The 19,421-nt window shown below is 37.1% G+C and carries 13 protein-coding genes; 4 read left to right on the top strand and 9 right to left on the bottom strand.

Going from position 1 to position 19,421, the window contains the following annotated elements; translation table 11 throughout:
- Positions 1-235: 235 nt before the first annotated feature.
- Positions 236-1,192, bottom strand: coding sequence for an iron-siderophore ABC transporter substrate-binding protein (locus MKY15_RS10310; RefSeq protein WP_067205476.1), 957 nt, complete (start codon positions 1,190-1,192; stop codon positions 236-238).
- A 112-nt stretch (positions 1,193-1,304) separates the two neighbouring features.
- On the opposite strand from MKY15_RS10310, the gene MKY15_RS10305 reads away from it, so the two are divergent.
- Positions 1,305-2,303, top strand: coding sequence for an iron ABC transporter permease (locus MKY15_RS10305; RefSeq protein ID WP_067205474.1), 999 nt, complete (start codon positions 1,305-1,307; stop codon positions 2,301-2,303).
- Complete coding sequence (locus MKY15_RS10300; protein ID WP_187046579.1) at positions 2,300-3,352, top strand: iron ABC transporter permease; 1,053 nt, start codon at positions 2,300-2,302, stop codon at positions 3,350-3,352. The genes MKY15_RS10305 and MKY15_RS10300 overlap by 4 nt, the downstream gene beginning before the upstream one ends.
- Positions 3,353-3,916: 564 nt before the next feature.
- Here MKY15_RS10300 and gntK read toward each other — a convergent pair.
- The 6 genes from gntK to MKY15_RS10270 all read right to left on the bottom strand — a co-directional run bounded on the left by gntK (position 3,917) and on the right by MKY15_RS10270 (position 10,030).
- Positions 3,917-5,461, bottom strand: a complete 1,545-nt coding sequence (gene gntK, locus MKY15_RS10295) for a gluconokinase (RefSeq protein ID WP_342539628.1) — start codon at positions 5,459-5,461, stop codon at positions 3,917-3,919.
- 2 nt (positions 5,462-5,463) lie between these two features.
- Positions 5,464-6,186 carry a GntR family transcriptional regulator gene (locus MKY15_RS10290; protein ID WP_067205466.1) on the bottom strand — a complete coding sequence of 241 codons (723 nt, stop codon included), beginning with the start codon at positions 6,184-6,186 and terminating at the stop codon, positions 5,464-5,466.
- A gap of 320 nt (positions 6,187-6,506) precedes the next feature.
- Entirely contained in the window at positions 6,507-8,240 is a 1,734-nt protein-coding gene (locus MKY15_RS10285; protein WP_342539627.1) for a hypothetical protein, read from the bottom strand.
- A gap of 54 nt (positions 8,241-8,294) precedes the next feature.
- The gene (locus tag MKY15_RS10280; protein ID WP_067205462.1) at positions 8,295-8,591 is read right to left on the bottom strand and encodes a hypothetical protein; all 297 of its coding nucleotides are present in this window, start codon (positions 8,589-8,591) and stop codon (positions 8,295-8,297) included.
- The gene (locus MKY15_RS10275) at positions 8,584-9,159 is read right to left on the bottom strand and encodes a hypothetical protein (protein WP_067205459.1); all 576 of its coding nucleotides are present in this window, start codon (positions 9,157-9,159) and stop codon (positions 8,584-8,586) included. Before MKY15_RS10275 ends, MKY15_RS10280 begins: the two co-directional genes overlap by 8 nt.
- 187 nt (positions 9,160-9,346) lie before the next feature.
- Complete coding sequence (locus MKY15_RS10270; protein ID WP_067205457.1) at positions 9,347-10,030, bottom strand: hypothetical protein; 684 nt, start codon at positions 10,028-10,030, stop codon at positions 9,347-9,349.
- A gap of 323 nt (positions 10,031-10,353) precedes the next feature.
- Here MKY15_RS10270 and MKY15_RS10265 point away from each other — a divergent pair, with 323 nt between their 5' ends.
- Complete coding sequence (locus tag MKY15_RS10265; RefSeq protein WP_342539624.1) at positions 10,354-11,397, top strand: hypothetical protein; 1,044 nt, start codon at positions 10,354-10,356, stop codon at positions 11,395-11,397.
- A gap of 290 nt (positions 11,398-11,687) precedes the next feature.
- The gene (locus MKY15_RS10260; RefSeq protein ID WP_187046575.1) at positions 11,688-12,350 is read left to right on the top strand and encodes an exosporium glycoprotein BclB-related protein; all 663 of its coding nucleotides are present in this window, start codon (positions 11,688-11,690) and stop codon (positions 12,348-12,350) included.
- 555 nt (positions 12,351-12,905) lie between these two features.
- Here MKY15_RS10260 and MKY15_RS10255 read toward each other — a convergent pair.
- Together MKY15_RS10255 and MKY15_RS10250 are read right to left on the bottom strand one after the other, a co-directional pair.
- Positions 12,906-15,134 carry a YcdB/YcdC domain-containing protein gene (locus tag MKY15_RS10255; RefSeq protein ID WP_342539621.1) on the bottom strand — a complete coding sequence of 743 codons (2,229 nt, stop codon included), beginning with the start codon at positions 15,132-15,134 and terminating at the stop codon, positions 12,906-12,908.
- 812 nt (positions 15,135-15,946) lie between these two features.
- A complete protein-coding gene (locus tag MKY15_RS10250) occupies positions 15,947-19,060 on the bottom strand; it encodes an ATP-binding protein (RefSeq protein WP_342539619.1) in 3,114 nt (1,037 codons plus the stop codon).
- Positions 19,061-19,421 lie beyond the last annotated feature (361 nt).

Here is a 19,421-nt window from a genome sequence, read left to right as displayed (position 1 = left end):
GGCTCCTACCATACATACCTTTTTTATTTAATTTGTATGCTTACGATTTACTAGTTAGTTTTTTTGCAGTTCGGCCACATCAGAACACCAAAACGTCGTTTGTGATAAAGTATCCTAAAGAAGACGCAGCTGAACAGTAAATTATGTATAAAAAAACAGCCCAGTGAAGCGAGTAAATATCGCATCATCGGGCTGTTTTCTGTTTTCATCTTTTTATTATTTCATTCCATTTAAATTACTTTTTCAAGAAATACTCCTCAATATCATCCAGCATTAAGTTCGCTGCTAATACACCACCAGCAGTGTTCCAAATGATGTCATTTACTTGTGAGACGTTTCCACTTTTCGCGACATTTAGATTTTTAAATAATGGATCCTCAATCCAGTCGTTTGTAAGCTTCGTTGCTTCGTTATCTCCAGTTTCATAAGTGAAGTAAAAGAGCACATCGCCATCCATAGCTGGAATACGTTCTTTCGTGAGGCCTTTTTCAGCAAAATCGTCCACATCTTGTCCATCTGCGCGCGCAAATCCAAGTTGATCTAGAATCACACCCGAGAAGGAATCTTTATGGTAAATGCGTACATCTCCCGCCATAAAGCGAACCATTGATATTTTTTTATTTGTTTGATCCCCTAATTCAGTCTTGATTGTTTCAACGCGATTATTGTATGCACCTAATACCTCGTTACCTTTTTCTTCTTGATTTACTGCTTTCGCATATAATTTAAAGTTTTCCTGCCAATCCCCGCGAAGCGTTTCTGCAAAAACAGTTGGGGCAATTTTGCTTAACTGTTCGTAAACTGCTTCGTGACGCATTTTATTCCCAATGATCAGATCTGGTTTTAAAGATGCTATCTTTTCTAAACTTGGTTCTGATTCAATACCCACAGATTCAGTACCTGTCATGTCCATATGATCATACCAAATTTTCTCAGCGGGTGATTGAACTGCACCTACAGGTTGAATTCCCATTGATAGAAGGGCTTCAGCACCTTCGTTTGTTAAGATTACAATGCGTTTTGGTGTTCCTTTTACATCTGTACTTCCCATTGCATGATCGACAGTATATGTTTCTACATCAGCTGGTTGTGCACTTTCACCTGAATCTTTTGACTCCTTAGTAGCCCCACAAGCCGCTAATACAAGAATACTCATAATAAGTATGAGGGATGATATTTTTCGCATGTACATTATTTCCTCCTGTTAATTGAGAATGAAAATCATTTACACTTAGTATGCTATATGCTAATATATTTCATGTCAACAGTGAATTGAAAATAATTCTCAATGAAGTGAGGAAGTCATGATACATACATCAAGGGGTAAGTGGATTGCTCTTATCGTAAGTAGTTTAGTTTTCATTCTTTGTTTTTTTTCTAGTATTGTATACGGCTATACAGATACAAGCTGGTCCACTGCCTTTTCCGCATTTAAAGAAAATGACGGATCAACTGAACATCTTGTCATTCAAAATGTACGCTTACCACGTGCATTAATTGCTGCAGCTGTTGGAGCTTGTTTAGCCACTTCAGGTGCAATTATGCAATCCATAACGAAAAATCCATTAGCCTCTCCAAGTATTCTAGGTATTAATGCTGGTGCTGTTTTCTTTGTCGTAATTGGGGTTGTGTTCTTCCAAGTACAAAGCCTCCAATCTTATATGATGTTCGGATTAGTCGGAGCGGCCGTTTCCTTCGGGATTGTCTTTGTTTTAAGTAGTATTGGCAGAGAAGGGTTAACGCCAATGAAGCTTATATTAGCAGGAGCAGCAGTTTCCGCTTTATTCTCATCCATGACACAAGGATTCCTAACAATTAACGAAACAGCACTCGATCAAGTATTATTTTGGCTCGCAGGTTCCGTAGCCAATCGGCCTATCGGTCTATTAATTACAGGATTGCCTTATATGGTGATTGGATTGCTGGTAGCCTTTGTTTTGGCGAAGCAAATGAACCTACTAGCAATGGGTGACGATGTTGCGTCTGGATTAGGTCAGAATGTAGTGCTATTAAAATTTGTTTTTTCTCTTATTGTAGTTGTATTAGCAGGTATTTCTGTAGCAATTGCGGGTCCTATCGGCTTCATCGGAATCATTATTCCTCATATCGTTCGATCATTCATCGGGATCCAACACCAGTGGGTATTTCCATTTTGTGCATTATACGGTGGAATTCTCTTACTCGTATCTGATATTGCAGCCCGATACATTATAATGCCCAAGGAAGTGCCGGTTGGAGTCATGACTGCATTAATCGGTGTTCCATTCTTTATTTATGTGGCAAGAAGGAGATTTGGGGCATGAAAAATAAAGTGACAGTTCGAATAGGAAATGTTGCTTCGTTTATTTTAGATAAGAAATCTTTGTTTACAACGATGATTGCAACGTTGCTTTTAGGGTTAGTAGCTATTCTATCGATGAGTTCTGGTGAGTTTTTCATTTCACCTTTAAATGTCTTAAAAGTTATTTTGGGTATTGGTGAGTCTTTTGATCAAACGATTATCTTTGAATTTCGGCTACCTCGTATTATGATGGCCATTTTAGTTGGAATCGGCTTAGCGACAGCGGGCGCCATTTTGCAAAGTGTATCTAGAAATCCTCTTGGTTCCCCAGATATCATTGGGATTACGGCAGGAGCTTCATTTGCAGTTGTATTATTTCTAGCATTGTTTTCAAATGAAAGTAATGCGCTAACAGTGAGTCAAGATTGGATGCCGTTATTTGCTTTCGGTGGTGCGATGATTACAGCCGCGATTGTGTTCACGTTATCTTGGAAAAACGGCATTGCCCCCTTCCGAATGTTACTTATAGGGATTGGAATTTCAGCATTTATGCATGCTGGAACAACCGTACTTATGCTTGTTGGACCAATCCATCAGGCGAGCCAAGCGAATATTTGGATCACTGGAAGTATCTACGGTTCAAATTGGACTGAAGTTCGAATGATTGCGATATGGATTACTATTCTTTTTTTCATCACGCTTGCCATGACGAGGGAAATGAACGTTTTAGAACTTGGTGATGATTTGGCGAAAAGTGCTGGATCCCCAGTTCAAAAGAACCGAATTATTTTCCTTTTACTTTGTGCCGCCTTGACGGGTGCCTCCGTTTCTTTTGCCGGCGGTATTGGGTTTGTTGGGTTAATCGCACCACATATTGCAAAAAGAATTGTCGGCCCTACCTTTGGTTCAATGGTAGGTTTATCCGCAATCATTGGAGCAATTCTCGTTGTTGTTGCAGACTGGATTGCTCGTGTTGCCTTTGCACCGATTGAAGTGCCTGCAGGTGTATGGACAGCCGTAATAGGGGCACCTTACTTTATCTATTTGCTTATCAAACAAAGAAGTCGATAGAAAGAGGACAAGTAAGTTTAGACAATTTCCAAATAACGCATACGACGATTCTGCACATAGATCATGTCGCTTTCCATGTTAAAGATTTTTTTATTCCCATGACAAGACAAGACACTTTAGTAGATATGAAAGAAGTTCTAGATAATTCAAATCTAGCTGTCACTAACTCTATATTCGGAAAACGTATTGGTTTGTTGGCAGCGATTTTCACCTATGCCTATTTCCAGTCTGGAATAAAATACAGAGTGCGCTAGAATTGTGGCAATGGTCCCTGGAGGCTACATGGGATGTTTGGGGCTAGCGGACTTCACGTTTTTGTTTTTGGCTCCACCATCTCTTCTTCGTTCAATAGGGCAGCTTTGATATGCAATAAACAATAAAAAATGATCTTTCGTAAGTTCAATGTGAACTCATGAAAGATCATTTTTTATTACTTAATTAAAGATGGAAATGACATGCCCTACAACTTTTCTCAAACCTAATTAATAGTCTTTTTTTTCTCCGAAATAATCGTTTCAAGCACCGTCCGTGTTACATTTTTTCTTTTAGGGTCAAACTTTTTTGTTACTCTTTACTTAAGCTTCTCTGATAATCTGCGATGCTTGTGTATTCCTTTTCCAATACTCTGGATAAATTAATGAATATCGGTAATAGTTTTCTATATTCTTGCACATTAGAATCCATAGGTGTGTGCTTATAAGTACTGCCAATCATTTCAGATACCACGTCAAATGATTCAATTTCCCCCGTAGCGTAAAGCCCTAAGATGCAAACACCTAGACATGAACTTTCATAACTTTCCGGGACAATTACTTCCAAATCGAATATGTCGGCCATCATTTGGCGCCATAAATCAGACCTTGCAAAGCCACCAGTTGCTTGAATTCGGATAACTGGTTCATCCATGACTTCAATTAGTGCTAAAAATACTGTGTACAGATTATAAATCACACCTTCAAGAGCCGCCCGAATCATATGTTCTTTTTTATGTGTCATTGTTAAACCGAAAAATGAGCCGCGCACGTCAGGATTCCACAACGGTGCACGTTCACCCGCTAGGTATGGATGAAATAACAATCCATCTGATCCCGGTCTTACACGTTCAGCAATCTTCGTTAACACTTCATATGGATCAATCCCTAGTCTTTTTGCTGTTTCTACTTCTGATGATGCAAATTCATCTCTAATCCATCGAAGTACCATTCCACCATTGTTTACTGGCCCACCAATGACCCAATGTTTCTCAGTTAATGCATAGCAAAATATCCGTCCTTTCTCATCGGTTTGAGGACGGTCAATGACTGTTCGGATTGCACCACTTGTCCCAATCGTTACCGCTACTTCACCCTTACCAATTGCATTCACACCTATATTAGAAAGCACTCCATCACTTGCGCCAATGACAAATACAGTTTGTGGATCAATGCCAAGCTTACTCGCTATTCCTACGTTACAATTATTAAAAATCTCGGTTGTCGGTACAAGTTCAGATAGCTGCTCCGGCGTGACACCCGCTATCTCCAATGCTTCTTCATCCCAATTCAATCTTTCCAGATTCATCATCCCCATTGCTGAAGCCAAAGAATGATCTACAACATACCGACCAAATAATTTCTTGAAAATATATTCTTTAATGCCTATATATTTTTTAGCCTTTGTCGCTATTTCAGGACGATCATGCACAATCCAAGCAATTTTACTTAAAGGGGACATTGGGTGAATAGGTGTTCCAGTCCGTTTGTATACCTCATGCCCATTTAACTCTTCTTTTATTTTACGTGTCCAAGCTTCACTTCGATTATCTGCCCAGGTGATACACTGCGTTAGGGGCTCATCATTTTCATCCATTACAATAACGCTATGCATCGCACTACTAAATGAAATGAACAATAACTTTTCCGAAGAGATTTGAGATTTCCCCATTATGGTTGAAATTGCTTGTAATACAGCTTGATATATTTCCTCTGGATTCTGTTCAGCTGTCGAAATATCTGGTGTGTAAAGAGGATAACCGATATTCTCCTGTTGAATAATTTCACCTTTTTCTGTAAATAGAACTGCTTTAGTACTCGTTGTACCAATATCTACACCTAGCATATAGTTCGTCATAGTTATCGCTCCCTTCCTTTTTCGAGCATTTGTTGGGACATCCAAAGGTCTGCCACTTTATCTTGAACATCATCAAAGTTTTGATGCAATGCTTGAATCATGATATCTCTATCCTTTATTTTTATGGCTTCAATGTAGATTTCATGATTTTTCAATACACGTGAAAAATCATCGTATTTCTTCTCTAAACGCATTCGCATCGATAAAAGTATTAAACTTTCCATAACAGGTTTCGTATTATTCCAAATCAACATGATGTATGAATGGTCAATTGAACGAATAATCGTTTCATGAAATAAAACATCTTGATAAGAAAATTCATCTGCATCTCCGTATTTAATGGCGACTTCCATCAATTCAAGTATTTTACTTAGTTCTTTCACTAATTCACTTGTATCTATTTTAACAATCCGTTCATAAACGAAGGTTTCTATCAGTAAACGAACATCGTAAATTTCCTCGATATCCTTCTCGGTTAACCCAACTACAACCGCTCCCATTCTTTCTAATCGAATAATATTTTCTGATGCCAATACTTTTAGTGCTTCCCGGATAGGAGAACGACTTACTTCAAATTCCAACGCTAATTTATTTTCCGATAAAACAGTACCCTTTTCTATCATGCCAGAAATAATCCGCATTCTAAGCTCGCACGCTAAACGCGCTCCCATGGAAGCGTTCGCAATCCATTTTTCAGGATATAGTAATTCCTTGTATTCACTCATGATTTCACTTCCCCACTTGATGCCCGATATACTTGTATACAAGTATGATAGGTCAATTGTGACGAAATGTAAACGCTTAGATTAAGGATTAACAAAGGGGGTTCATTTTTTTTGCGGGTGTTACTTTTACAAAAGACGGATTAGTGATAGCTTAATTGTCGCTATGTCCATACTCTATAATAGAACATAACAAAAAAGGCTCAGAACTTTTCGAGAAAAGGTTGAGCCTTATGGGTAATCCTATTGAGTTTCAGGTAAATAGAGAACACCAAAATGCAATCTACTTTACTCGCTACCATCCTATTACACACCAATAATCGTCAAAATTCTTTTAAAACCCTCCCCTCTATACTAAAAATCTTTATTCCGTCAATTTCATCAGTAAGTTGATCTAATTTCTGTTCCAAATTATTAACAACAAGCAACTTCGCATCTAATTTCTCTTCGTAATCCAACGTTTTGGCTACTACCTCTTTTATTTGATGGTCTAAGTAGATAAGTGTTTCAGTATCAATAGTAGGTGTAGAAGAATGATAGTCCATCCCTGCTTGACTATCATTCTTCTGGTTCAATTTTATTTCTAGCATTGTAAAAGCTTCATTATGCTTTTCATGTTGTTCTTTTAAATCCGCTATTTCATGCTGGAGTTTTCCTATAGCAGTATTTTTTTCTTCTAGTTCTTTTAGTAATCGCCGTCTCACCTTTTCGAACTGGGTATGCTCTTTGTTGGCTATGGCTAACTTCTCCAGTTGCGTGTGTACTTGTTTATTTTCTCCTTGAATGAGATCCACGAGCTTATATTCAAGCTGCTCTATAGTCGTTTTATTAGTTAGATTTTTTTCTTCTATTGCAATAGCATCAATGTGCTTTTCATGTTGTTCTTTTAAATTCACTATTTCATGTTGGAGTTTTCCAATAGTCGTATTTTTTTCTTCTAGTTCTAGTAGGTATTGTTGTCTCACTTTTTCGAACTGGGTATGCTCTTTATTAGCTATGGCTAACTTCTCCAGTTGCGAGTGTACTTGTTTATTTTCTTCTTGAATGAGATCAACAAGCTTATATTCGAGCTGAGCTATAATCGTTTTATTAGTTAGATTTTTTTCTTCTATTGCAACAGCCACAGTATGCTTTTCATTTTGTTCTTTTAAATTCGATATTTCATGTTGGAGTTTTCCTATAGTATTATTTTTTTCTTCTATTTCTATTAGTAATCGTTGTCTCACTTTCTCGGACTGGGTATGCTCTTTGTTGGCTATGTCTAACTTCTCCAGTTGCGAGTGTACTTGTTTATTTGCTTCTTGAATGAGATCAACAAGCTTATATTCGAGCTGCTCTATAGTCGTTTTATTAGTTAGACTTTTTTCTTCTATTGCAACAGCCACAGTATGCTTTTCATTTTGTTCTTTTAAATTCGATATTTCATGTTGGAGTTTTCCTATAGTATTATTTTTTTCTTCTATTTCTATTAGTAATCGTTGTCTCACTTTCTCGGACTGGGTACGCTCTTTGTTGGCTATGTCTAACTTCTCCAGTTGGGAGTGTACTTGTTTATTTGTTTCTTGAATGAGATCACCAAGCTTGTATTCGAGCTGTTCTATAGTCGTTTTATTATTAGCAAGTTTTTTATGAAGAGATGTAACTTGCCTGTCATGTTTTTTGTATCTATGTTGATCGGTATTAGCTCCGTCTTTCAATTTATTAATAACTTCAGCTAGCTGTTTGCTAATTGGTAGTAGATCTGTTTTTGTTTTCTGAAAGGAATCAATAGAAGTGATGTATCTTTTCCCTTGTAATCCTTGCAATTGGACAGATCCTTTATAATCGATAGCCCTTTTTTCAAATTCTTGATTTAACTTAACTAACTCCTCAGCCAGTTCTTTTTTTTCGTTAGTCAATTGTATATTTTCTTGCTCAAGGTTTTCTACTAATGAATAGTGATAGCTATCTTGATACTTTTTAACTTCGTATTTATATTTAGCTAATTCCGCCTTTAAAAAGATGATTATTTGTTGAAGTTGTAAGGGATCGTTATTTTTGACGTTCTCACTATTCACGTCATTCCCTCCTATCGCAGCTATTTTCCAAGCAAAAGGCTGTATCAAATGAATTTAGATTCTTTCTTTAAGTAGAGTGATGATTTCCTCAAAGTCCTCTTTGTTGGCCATAATTGCCTGTTCAAGTTCCTCTAAAATCTTCACGTCAGAATCTCCTTTTGCCTCTTTATCAGGCCGACGCTCACCATTCATCAACATATACATAATCAACATATTCAATGTGCTTTTCTCTAAATAGACAAAACTATTGTTGTTTTCCTGTTTATCTTCTGTTTGTTCGTTAAACTGATCTTTCATAATTTGACGTATTATATGCTTCATTATTAATTCTATTTCATCTGTTTTACTCATTCTCTACCCCCTCTACACGTACAGTTCCATTGAGATTGATGGGATTAATCACGGCTATTCCATCTTTTAGTTGATCACTATACGTAAATCCCATAATAGTACCTGCATATGATTCTACTGGTAACCATTTTATCTGGAAGTTTGAAAATGAAATGGTCTCATTAGGTTCAAGGGATGTTTTACCCAAAGGTTTTAGCCAAAATTCCTCTTGATTCGTTTTATCATTTATTCGTTCCCATCCACCGGCATTCTTCAATGACTGTTTGAAGTTTTCATAAACATATCGTCCGGAAAATGAAAATGGAGATTCTTCAGGAATTTTTATACACAAATAAGGATTTGTGATTGGCTGATTCCCCATATTATGTACATGGTAAGTTCCTAGGCATAAGCTCTCCTGTTCAGGATCATGAGAAATGTTTAATGAATAAGTAAAATAGCTAATTATATTCATTCTGGCGGAATCATTGAGCTCATCTACCAGCTTTTTAATTTCATATACATATGATTTTGTTTGATGCTGAAGCTGCGTAATCTTTGTTTCCAAATCTTTGTGATTATTACTCATTATTCTCTACCCCTTTTCCATTAGAAAACTCGACTATTACCGAGCCTTTAGGTGACAGCAGAGCCCTAATTGGCTTAATAAGGTTATTCATGAGCTTATATTTTTTGACGTTACAAAAAAATGAAGGGAGGAATATCCTCCCTTCATTATATGTTTGAGGCTTACTCGTTATCACCATTAGCCGACATTAGTGGCAGCAATGTCCGGTATCAGGGAAAACAACAGAGCATTGTTGCGGGCGCAATGGTGGAGGGCACGCAGTTGGTAAATCATCTCTTGGTTCACAGTAATCAGCTAAAAATTCAACAGTTACCGGGAATGTCGATTGAATGCTTTGGCAAGTAGCTACAGAGAGATTTAAGCCAGTAATTACGATTGAACCAGCAGCAGTACCCGTTGGTACAGTGAGTGTCCCAGGAGAACACACGAAACAGTCTAGATCCGTATACGTAATTACAACGTCTGTTCCTTCAGGTGCACATAAGGTAACTTGTTCACAACGGGTAAGCGGAATAGCCGCACTTCTCAGCACCGTTCCGTTTGTTAAAGTCACGACAATTGTTACCACAAAGTTCTTACGAATGTGAAGCTGTTGAAGAAGAACAGTCTTTCCATCAATACAAAACGGGCGATTCTCACGACTTAGAATCTCGATTGGAAACGCCATAGCAGGGCTCACTTCACATGTAACTGTCGCACCAGTAAGCAGTCCTGCAGTTGCTGAAGTTGGTACTGAACCCGTTGGAGTAAAAGCAATTGGTCCCGTTGGAAGTGCAAAATCAAACGAATTTTCTTTCACAATCCAGTCGTACACCTTGTCGACATTTATACAAATTAGTTCTTTCCCATCACAATGATCTTTTCCTTGCATGTTGCAGACACCTCCAAATTTTTTATCTTTCGTTCGTAGCATATGATGTGGAAAAATCAGTGTATGGGCAAAGAAATGATTTATCGAGATATTTATTAACTTAGACACATAAAGGATGGAGGAAGGAAGTAATTAATACTAATTTAGTAGTTCAGAAAGGATATCGTCCCCTGAGAATCCATTTCTTCATCATATATAGAACCGAGGCTGAAAGTGACAAATAATTTATCACTGAGTAAATTCACGTCTAACAGGAAACAATTTGTCACGCAATGAAAACATCATTAATAGAATAGTAATGTACTGCAAAGGGGTGAAAATTGATGGGAGACTCTAAGTTATACTCCGCTGAGGACATTGAAAAATTAAAGCAGAAAATTGCGACTTACAAAGATACCCTAACCACATTAAAAATCGGGAATTCGGTTGACGATTATCTAGCCTTGAAGATAGAAGCGAATGGTTTCAAAACAAAAGTCTCAAAATTAGAAGGTGTAATGGAACTAATGAATGAAAAGCAAAGTTTACAACTGGAGGAGTATGAGCAACAAATTAAAAGTTTTTCAGTACAAATGGACTCCCTTAATCAAACAATCGAGGAGTTGAATCAAGACTTTTCCGTAGTCAAGAATAAATTAATAAAAGATGGTAGCAAGGATCTTATAGAAAAAGTAATTTCTCCAGTTGATGTAGCAAGATCTATAAGTATTGCCAATAATATTGAGGAAAAAGAAGAGGTCCATATAGAAGAAACTACATCTAATACTTCCATGAGAAAATCTAATCGCCCACCATCTTATAGGCAACTGCAAAATCTGGTAGGAAACGCTAATAACATCCAAGAAGTTTCGAGTGATACAACGCCTATAGTAAGTATGGATATTCAAAAGGAATATCCAGCAGAGCAGCAATTCGGTAAGCAAAGTTTTCCGTATACTGGCATTCATACTGGGCAAATCCATAATAGGCTGTACAAAAATGTAAATAGGCCATTGACCATTCATCTGACTAACGTTGTGAAACAACAAGCGATTCCAATGAACGTAAACGAGAATTCAGATCCGGCTTTGTTAGTAACAACCAGCGAACCGGAAATTAACGAATCAGTGACACCGAATCCGGCTTCCATACTCACGACTAGCGAGCTTGAAATTAATGAAACAGTGATTCCGGATCCTGATATGTTACTCACGGCTAGCGAGCCGAAGATTATCGAAACGGTAACGCCGGAACCTGAGGAAGTGCATAATGCAACTACAATTGAGGAGGACAAAGCCCCAATTGAAATTTCGAATGAAATGAAACGACAACAACATAAAAACAAAGAAACATTATCGCTGTTCAATATTTTTCGGAAGAAGCAATAATTTAGAGCTACTGAAAAATAATTGCTAGTCAGATTAATTTCCTGTATTCGGCATATTATATACCCCATTTAAAATAGCCATTCTGACTTAGTGTCAGAATGGCTATTTTTTTAAATCTAGTAAGAAGGTCAGCGGAATTTAGCTAGCTGTAGCGCTTCGAAAGCTACACAGTTGATCCAAATAATCTACATTACGCTAGGATGAGTTAAAAACTATTATTAACGATTAGTTAATTGCCCGTCCGCCCTGCAATTGTTTTGAATAGGATAACAAAGAAAGGAGGTGTTAAAATGAATTCTAATAATTTTAAACTTCATGGATGTAGTGGATGTGGTGGATCTGGTGGATCTCGTCACGGAAGTTCTGGTTGCTTCCGTGTCGATACTGGGCACGTCAATTGTAATTTGGGACCATTCAGAGCTATTGATGCAGCTTGTATAATCCCAACAGCCAACACTGGTTCGATTATCCCATTCGCTTCTGGACTAGTACCTGTTGCATTGACTTCTCTCGTAGGTGGATTAGCTGGTATCCCCTTTTTCATTGGATTTGGCACTGCCATTCCGAGCCCTGTCGTTCTTGGCACCACGATAGACTTGACAGGTTTGATAAATGAAGCCTTTTCAGTTCCACGGGCAGGTAGCATAACGGCTATTTCCGCTGCTTACACAATAACTACTGCATTGAGTATTGCAACAACTGCAACTGTCAATGCACAAGTCTATCGCGCACCTGCTGGAAGTAATACCTTCAGTCCAACAGGTATAAGCGTGAATTTAGCCCCAACTCTAACAAATCTCTTGACAGTAGGCACTACACTTAGTGGATCAGCGAGTTTCGCACCCGTACCGGTATCGGTAGGCGATCGATTGCTAATGGTATTCTCAGTATCTGGTGCTCCTTTGGCCGCTACTGTTATAGGTACTGCAAGTGCTGGTATAACTATTTCGTAAACAACTGACCGTAGAAAATAAGGTCAAAAGAAAGAGTACAATTTTTTCTGTAGCCCCTTTCATTTCAACAATGTAAAGGGGTTTTTATTTCCATCAGAATATAAATACACTAAAAATCCGATCCAAAGAGCGATTATGCGACGAAAGTCAAATAGTTTATAGCCTTAATGGATCAAGCAATTGATTTTTACGCTTTCGATAATAGTTGAAGCAAAAAAAACGATCCTACCTTTGCAAATTAAAGGTAGGATCGCTTTTTAATAAGGAATATGATCACGATTGACCTTGTAGCCATCTAAAAAATTGATAGATAAAGGCTTTCTTCCATCGATGTTGGCAAATCAAAATGATAATAGTATTTCCATAGTTAGGGGAGTAACCAATACGATGATTGCTACGATTTTAGTCGGTGATAATCCGTAATCGGTGTTATACATTCATTTAAAACAGGTGTTACCAACTGAAGAAATTGGTAATAGATTAGACAAACTAAACCCCTCCACCGTTTGAGTTCTCATACGGCGGAGAGTTATTAAATAGTTATATCCTTACATTTCAATAATTCAGGCCCCTGCCTTTTTCAGTTATTTCTCGGGCTAGCTTAATAATTGAAACTGCTAACTCGGCATACGTCGCTTCTCGTTCAGGGTTAAAGTGATTTTGGTCAGTCTTTAATAATCCCAGTGATGTTGCCAAAGCTACATAGCCTGTGTATTCTTTTTGCACCTTATTTGCATCAACAATATCAAGTTTATAAATACTGCTTTGCTTAGCTGCTTGCTCAAGACCTAGAGCGCGTATATACCAAGCTGCCAATTCTTCTCTTTTGACGGGTGCATCCATGTCAAAGCTCTGACTGTCTCCTTTAATAATGCCCATTTCAACGGCACGTTCGACCGATTGATAGAGGGGGTGTTTGGCATCTATATTATCAAAAGTCTGATTCGTATTTTCGTTTCCTCCATAATCCCTGCCGTAATAAATATAAGTAAGTGAATTCATGATGATTTTTATCGCTTCCCCTTTTGATACAGAGGCATCACCATTAAAGTTTTTAGTATCTTTAATATCTAATATTTTGGCATTAATAAGATAATTAAGTTCCTCTTCTGCCCAAGGATGTGAAATGACGGTTGAATTTCCGCCACCATACAAGCTACCCCATTCTCCCGTCTTAGCATTTAAAAAACTAAGGTCTGCATCATTAAAAACAGGTGAATAGACTAAATCATAGTGATGATTATCTTTGTTGTTCCCTTGTTTCATATAATTAAGTTTTAGGCTTAGTGCCTCTTTCAAGGTAGCAATTGCGTCTTCTTCAGAAATAACTTCATCAATTGATGGCCATTTTTCCATCTCTTGATAATTGACATTAAGGCTGTTTAAAGAACCATCACTGGCTATACTTACACCAATTTGATCCCCTATCACTGTAATCCCATTTACAATTCTCGGGAAAGAAAAGTAATAAGCACCTTGTCTATCTTCAAAGTGTGATTCCTCTATAGGCATAGCATAGTGATGTGCATTAGACGGAGCCCATTCCTTAATATATTTCACTGCTTGAGTGAGGGCTTCCTTCTGAGACAGCGTTTTCTCTTTCTCAGGTTTATCTTCAATCCGTTCTAGCATTCCACTTTTTATATCACTATATTGAATAATCTCGCCCGTATTTTTATCTAATTCCAAATTCGTTCCAGTTCCACCACTCGCATATTCATACATATACTGAATGCTAATAACTGCCTGTCCGTTTTGGTTTTCTATTTCATCGATAGATTGAATATTTAACTTAACCTTATCTGATTTTATGGCAAGTAATTGTTCAGCAATTTTCTTTGCTTCTTCTAAAGTAATTCCATTCTGTTTTGCCGGTAGTGAATCAGCTGTAATTTTTTCGATTTTTGTTTTCCCTGGGAAGTCCGCTGAGTACCCGTCTGTAGTCAACCACTTACCTGATAGTGCGTTAACCCCCTGTAATTTTGTTGTTGGCTGGTAAACAAGCTGAACTTGGCGATCACCCGTTCGATAATCCGTATCAATATGATATTGCAAATCTACGGCAAGATTTTCTTTTACTTTCTTTAAAACTTCATTTTTATCAAGTACTTGTTTTAGATCATCAAAGGTAGACGTTTCCAACTCCACAGGATTTCTGTGAAAACTAACAACTTCACCATTGCCAAGAACAGATACTCCTATTGTTTGATTAGAAATGGATACTTGATTTTCCGTCCGGGCAAAAGAGAATGAGTAACGTATTGGTTCAGTTAATATTTGATTTGGATAATAGTTATAGACATCCGTTTCTAATTGAAAATCATCTCCACCCAGTATATTCTTGATAAAATCAGTGGCTATTTTCTTAGCCTCCTCTTTTGAGACCTTGGCGGGAAATAAAGCTTCTGCTTCATTAGAAGGTTGATAATAAAATTGCTCAATTTCTAAATTCTCTCCAACAAATCCAATATTACCATTTACTTGCTTACCATCAATTGTCTTAAAGAAGGATAGGCCATAACGTAACGTATCATCTTCAGGATAAAAGAAACTATTTTCCACACGAAAATCACTATTCGATAAAAAGTCGAACTGATTGGGAAACAAAGCACGAAACCTCTTAATTAAATCATTTTTCGAAAAAACTGTTTCTGTTGAAGCAACTTGAATTTGTACTTTTTCAGGTTGTCCAATCGTTGTGGTTGAAGCATTGGCAACAGACGCGAACATCCCAAATGTTAAAGCAGAAGAGCTTAATATGACCCCAATTTTTTTAAATTTCACCAAAATTTCCCTCCAAAATTAGTAGTCTATAAATTGTACAATAGATTCAGCGAATTGTGAACAAGAGATTTTTTTCAAATACTCTTTATGTAGATGTCCGCTCGCCTTATCTCTTGCAACACTGCAATTCATTCTCCACCTTCCGTGCTGGTAATTTCATAAAATTAAATAGAAAGGCGCCAAAAGAAGTTATTGTCTTTAGCTCTTTATTGACCTATATAAACTTTTTAAGATTAATTTCTATTTTCCTTTCATACAAAAAAAGCATTCTTACCTTAACATAAGTTAAAGTAAGAATGCTTTTCATTTTTATATGCGTTCGCAATGTGGTCAAAGATGCAAATTAGACCTTCAAAGCATTGACCTCGAAAGGGCTTGATTCCCTTCTTTTATCATGCCGTCCCTTACTTAATAGCTTCTACAGATTTCTATAATTTTTTCGGTCAAAATACGGTCAACTATCATCTGACTGTATTTGAATTATGAATTCTGCAATTTCCTTAACGTTCAATCCCAATGTAAAAAAGATTCTATCATATGTTCTAGTCGTTAGGTTATCAAAACCGCCTTCGCACAGGTAATCGTTAGTAATTCAACGTCAGTCATTATAACAAGTTCTTGCTGGGAAAGCCCCAATAACTTTAGGCGATCACATCTTTCTATAAACTTATTGATTTTAAAAAACTAGCTCTCATGACCATCGAGAACTTGATCTATAAAATAACCACTAGAATAGCCAATTTTTCTCAAGGGCTCATGATATAAGCCCTTTGTAAACGGTGTTACATCTTTTCAGGCATTCCGTCGCCCAACTATGAGTTAGTTGGTACAGTAAATGTAATTGTTGTTCCGACACTGGGTGTGCTTATAACATACAGACCTTTGCCGTACAATCGCTTCAAACGTTGTTCGGTATTGACTAGTCCAATGCCTTTTTTTCGATCAGGTTGGATGGTAAAGATTTGTTTTATCCTTTCTTCATCCATCCCGACACCGTCATCGATAACGGCGATTTCCGTATAGCCGTCTTCTTTGCGGATTCGTATTGTTATTGAGCCTCCAACGATTCGCTTCAACACTCCGTGATTGACAGCATTTTCTACTAATGTTTGGATAGATAAAGGCGGAATCATTACATCTGTGACTTCATCTATTTCCCACTTTATATGTAGTCGATTCCCAAATCGCTCCTTTTCAATATATAAATAAGATTCAAGTAAATCAAGTTCATCTTGAAGAGAGACTACCTTATCTAAGTTTTTCAGATAGAAACTACTCTGTAAATAATGTGCGAACTTCTCAAGAAGACGGGCCATTCTCGGCGTATCTGTCTCGCTCAATGAAACAATCGCATTCAGTGTATTTAACATAAAATGTGGACGAATTTGTGCTTGAAGCCATGCTGCTTCCATCCCTAACCGTTCATTAATTGATGCTTGTAAATTGGTTAAAGCATGTACTCGAACATTTAACTCCACCGCATCGACTGGTTTTGTGATGTAATCATTTGCACCTGCTAAAAAACCAGCATAGATATCCTCCGGGTTACTTCGCGCTGTTAAAAGAAGAATAGGAAGTTCAGATATTGAAAATTTCTCTCGGATGAAACGGGTTAATTCGTACCCGGACATGGTAGGCATCATAACATCCGAAATAACTAAATCCCATTTCTTCCATTCAAGTTGTTTTAATGCTTCTTTTCCGCTAGTAACAATTTCTACTTCATATTGGTCTTTATTAAGAATGTTGGTCAACACTTTCAAATTCACTGGATCGTCGTCGATAGCCAAAATTCTCGGTCTGTATGAGGGTGGCGTATTTTTAGTAAATGCTTCAATCATCGCATGATGCATAGCAATCGGTGTTTCTTTAATAGGAAGTTTACTCATATCCAGAGATGGGATTATTCTTGTGGCTATTTTCCCTTCAAAAGAGCCTTCAGCTAGTGGTAAGGTAAATGTAAATATCGAACCTTCGCCCAAGATGGAACTCGCTTTTATGATTCCACCATGCATTTCCACTAACTGTTGGCAGATACTTAGACCTAAACCGAGACCACCCCCAATTGCTGTAATACTGGAATCACCTTGTTCATATGGTTCGAAAATTGTACGTAGCGTTTGTTCATTCATTCCTACGCCCGTATCGGTGATATGAATATGGGCTTTTTCCTCATGTATGTCAGCATCGATGGTAATCATACCTTCATCTGTATATTTCACCGCATTGTGAAGAAGATTAAACAAAATTTGAATCAGCCGATTTTTATCCGCTGCTACACTAGGTAAGTCGCTTTGGATTCGGACTTCCATTTGGATATCCTTATTTTCAATTAGAACTTTGAGCATATCAACAACGCCTACAGAGATAGCTTTTATGTCAAGACGCTCCCTTTTTAGATGAATCCTATGTTCCTTCAAGCGGGTAATGTCTAGTAAATCCTCCAAAGTCCGTGACATATGATGCCCAATCGTCAGCTGAAGTTCCAAGTCATTTTGAGTTTTTTCATCCAGATGATTGGGCCTATTATACAAAATTGACTGTGCGATATTAATAATGCCATGTAGTGGATTCCGAAGTTCATGGGATGTATTTGCAAGAAAATCATCCTTTTGCTTAATTTCTTTTTGAAGTTGAATAGCAAGCTCTTCATTTGATGCATTTAAAGCTAATAGTTGCTTGTTTTGTTGCTCTGTTTTCCGAACCGACTCTGCAAAATTTTTACTCATTAGGATTACATGGATCATTACATAGACGCCAACCGCGGGCAACATTAATGTCGATCCTTGATACCAATTCTGCCCTATCGCAAAATCATTAAAAAACGCCAAAAATATAAGTCCCATTCCGATTAGGTTTACTTTTGCGTTTCTGTTATTATTACGAATACTCTTGGAAATAACATAAATTACATAGAAAAAGGTGGGAATAGTCAAATAAAATACATTGAAAAATAGATCCTGGAAAAATATAGGTTGTGTAAATAAAGTCGTAACAATAAGCGCTGAATGTATAATAACTAGCCCATACATTATTTTCTTGGAAAACTCCTTTTCATGCCACTTCCACAATAAAATGACATAAAACATTGAAGTTGCCTCTGTTAAAATATATTCTAATCTGGTTCCCATGAGCCAAGACATATCTAAAAATATGAGCGTATAGTAAAAAGGTACAGTAAATAAAGCACGAACAGATATGAGCATAGCAAAAATCCCAAATATAAAAAACACAGGCTCCTGTCTACGGTACCAAGCAAATAAAATCATAAACAGACCAATGATGAAAATACAACCATTCATAAAAAGGGTACTTATCATATTCGTATTGAACTTTTGAGCTACAACTGACGCTTCCCCTAAATAAATGGAGTTCTCAAATCCCCCTCGAATATGGTCGAAGCTAGATACTTGAATAGTGAGGTACACTTCATCCGATTGTGTAATAAAATAACCTGTTCTCGGAGCCATTTCAGCAGTATGTGACGCTGAATCTTGCCCCACTACACCATTTTTAGAGACTTCTGTTTGATCTATATAAACTGTATAAGCATTGTATTGAAAGGGAATATGAATTGCTAATGTTTCCCCTACATAATCTCTTGGTATTTTGATCGTCGTGCTATATGTTCCAAATGTATTGATTTCCCCCGTTTGTGTCTCAAACGAGCTAGGAAGTGAAACCACTCTTCCCATTCCATTCCTTAGCTGGTTCATCACCTCATTAGGCGTTAATAATGCTTTCTCAAAAAAGTACCATTCTCCATCTAAATCTGTATAAAATTCTTTCGATTGCAGATTGTCACTTGTATCAAAAGTCCCAAATGACTCAACCTGTTTCGCCGAGAGCCTGGGGTCCTCTATAATAATTATTATTAATAAGATTGCTATAAAAGCTAACAAACACCGCTTATGCGTCTGCCTCATCAGACTTGCCCCCACCTTAGGTAACAGGAATTATTTGTGAAACTAGGTTATGAACCATGAGTACATCTGTACCAATTCTATAATACCAATCAAGCAGATCCATCACAATATAAAGACTATTATCATAATCCACAATTACTGTAACTATTTTCATATTAAAAAAATCCCCCCACTATTAACAAAGAGAAGAAGTTGTCAATGAATATCTGGATAATCCAGAAAACTATGTATTAACTACATATTACTATTACCATTTCTTAAGGGAAATAGATAGTGAACAACTATTCAAGGGGTAATATAAAAATAATCTTAGTATTGCAGATTTGATAAATAGCTTTGAAAGTATAATATTACCTTTATG

The sequence above is a fragment of the Sporosarcina sp. FSL K6-1540 genome (assembly GCF_038620285.1).
GTDB lineage: Bacteria > Bacillota > Bacilli > Bacillales_A > Planococcaceae > Sporosarcina > Sporosarcina psychrophila.
The sequence above is the reverse complement of the archived record's forward strand: the minus strand, read 5'-3'. Positions and strand labels throughout refer to the sequence as shown.

What these genes read in the sequence shown, in the direction of transcription:
- MKY15_RS10270 (WP_067205457.1), bottom strand. Translation starts at nt 10,030, where the DNA reads ATGCAAGGAAAAGATCATTGTGATGGGAAAGAACTAATTTGTATAAAT.
- MKY15_RS10300 (WP_187046579.1), top strand. Translation starts at nt 2,300, where the DNA reads ATGAAAAATAAAGTGACAGTTCGAATAGGAAATGTTGCTTCGTTTATT.
- MKY15_RS10310 (WP_067205476.1), bottom strand. Translation starts at nt 1,192, where the DNA reads ATGTACATGCGAAAAATATCATCCCTCATACTTATTATGAGTATTCTT.
- MKY15_RS10280 (WP_067205462.1), bottom strand. Translation starts at nt 8,591, where the DNA reads ATGAGTAAAACAGATGAAATAGAATTAATAATGAAGCATATAATACGT.
- MKY15_RS10250 (WP_342539619.1), bottom strand. Translation starts at nt 19,060, where the DNA reads ATGAGGCAGACGCATAAGCGGTGTTTGTTAGCTTTTATAGCAATCTTA.
- MKY15_RS10305 (WP_067205474.1), top strand. Translation starts at nt 1,305, where the DNA reads ATGATACATACATCAAGGGGTAAGTGGATTGCTCTTATCGTAAGTAGT.
- MKY15_RS10290 (WP_067205466.1), bottom strand. Translation starts at nt 6,186, where the DNA reads ATGAGTGAATACAAGGAATTACTATATCCTGAAAAATGGATTGCGAAC.
- MKY15_RS10265 (WP_342539624.1), top strand. Translation starts at nt 10,354, where the DNA reads ATGGGAGACTCTAAGTTATACTCCGCTGAGGACATTGAAAAATTAAAG.
- gntK (WP_342539628.1), bottom strand. Translation starts at nt 5,461, where the DNA reads ATGACGAACTATATGCTAGGTGTAGATATTGGTACAACGAGTACTAAA.
- MKY15_RS10275 (WP_067205459.1), bottom strand. Translation starts at nt 9,159, where the DNA reads ATGAGTAATAATCACAAAGATTTGGAAACAAAGATTACGCAGCTTCAG.
- MKY15_RS10260 (WP_187046575.1), top strand. Translation starts at nt 11,688, where the DNA reads ATGAATTCTAATAATTTTAAACTTCATGGATGTAGTGGATGTGGTGGA.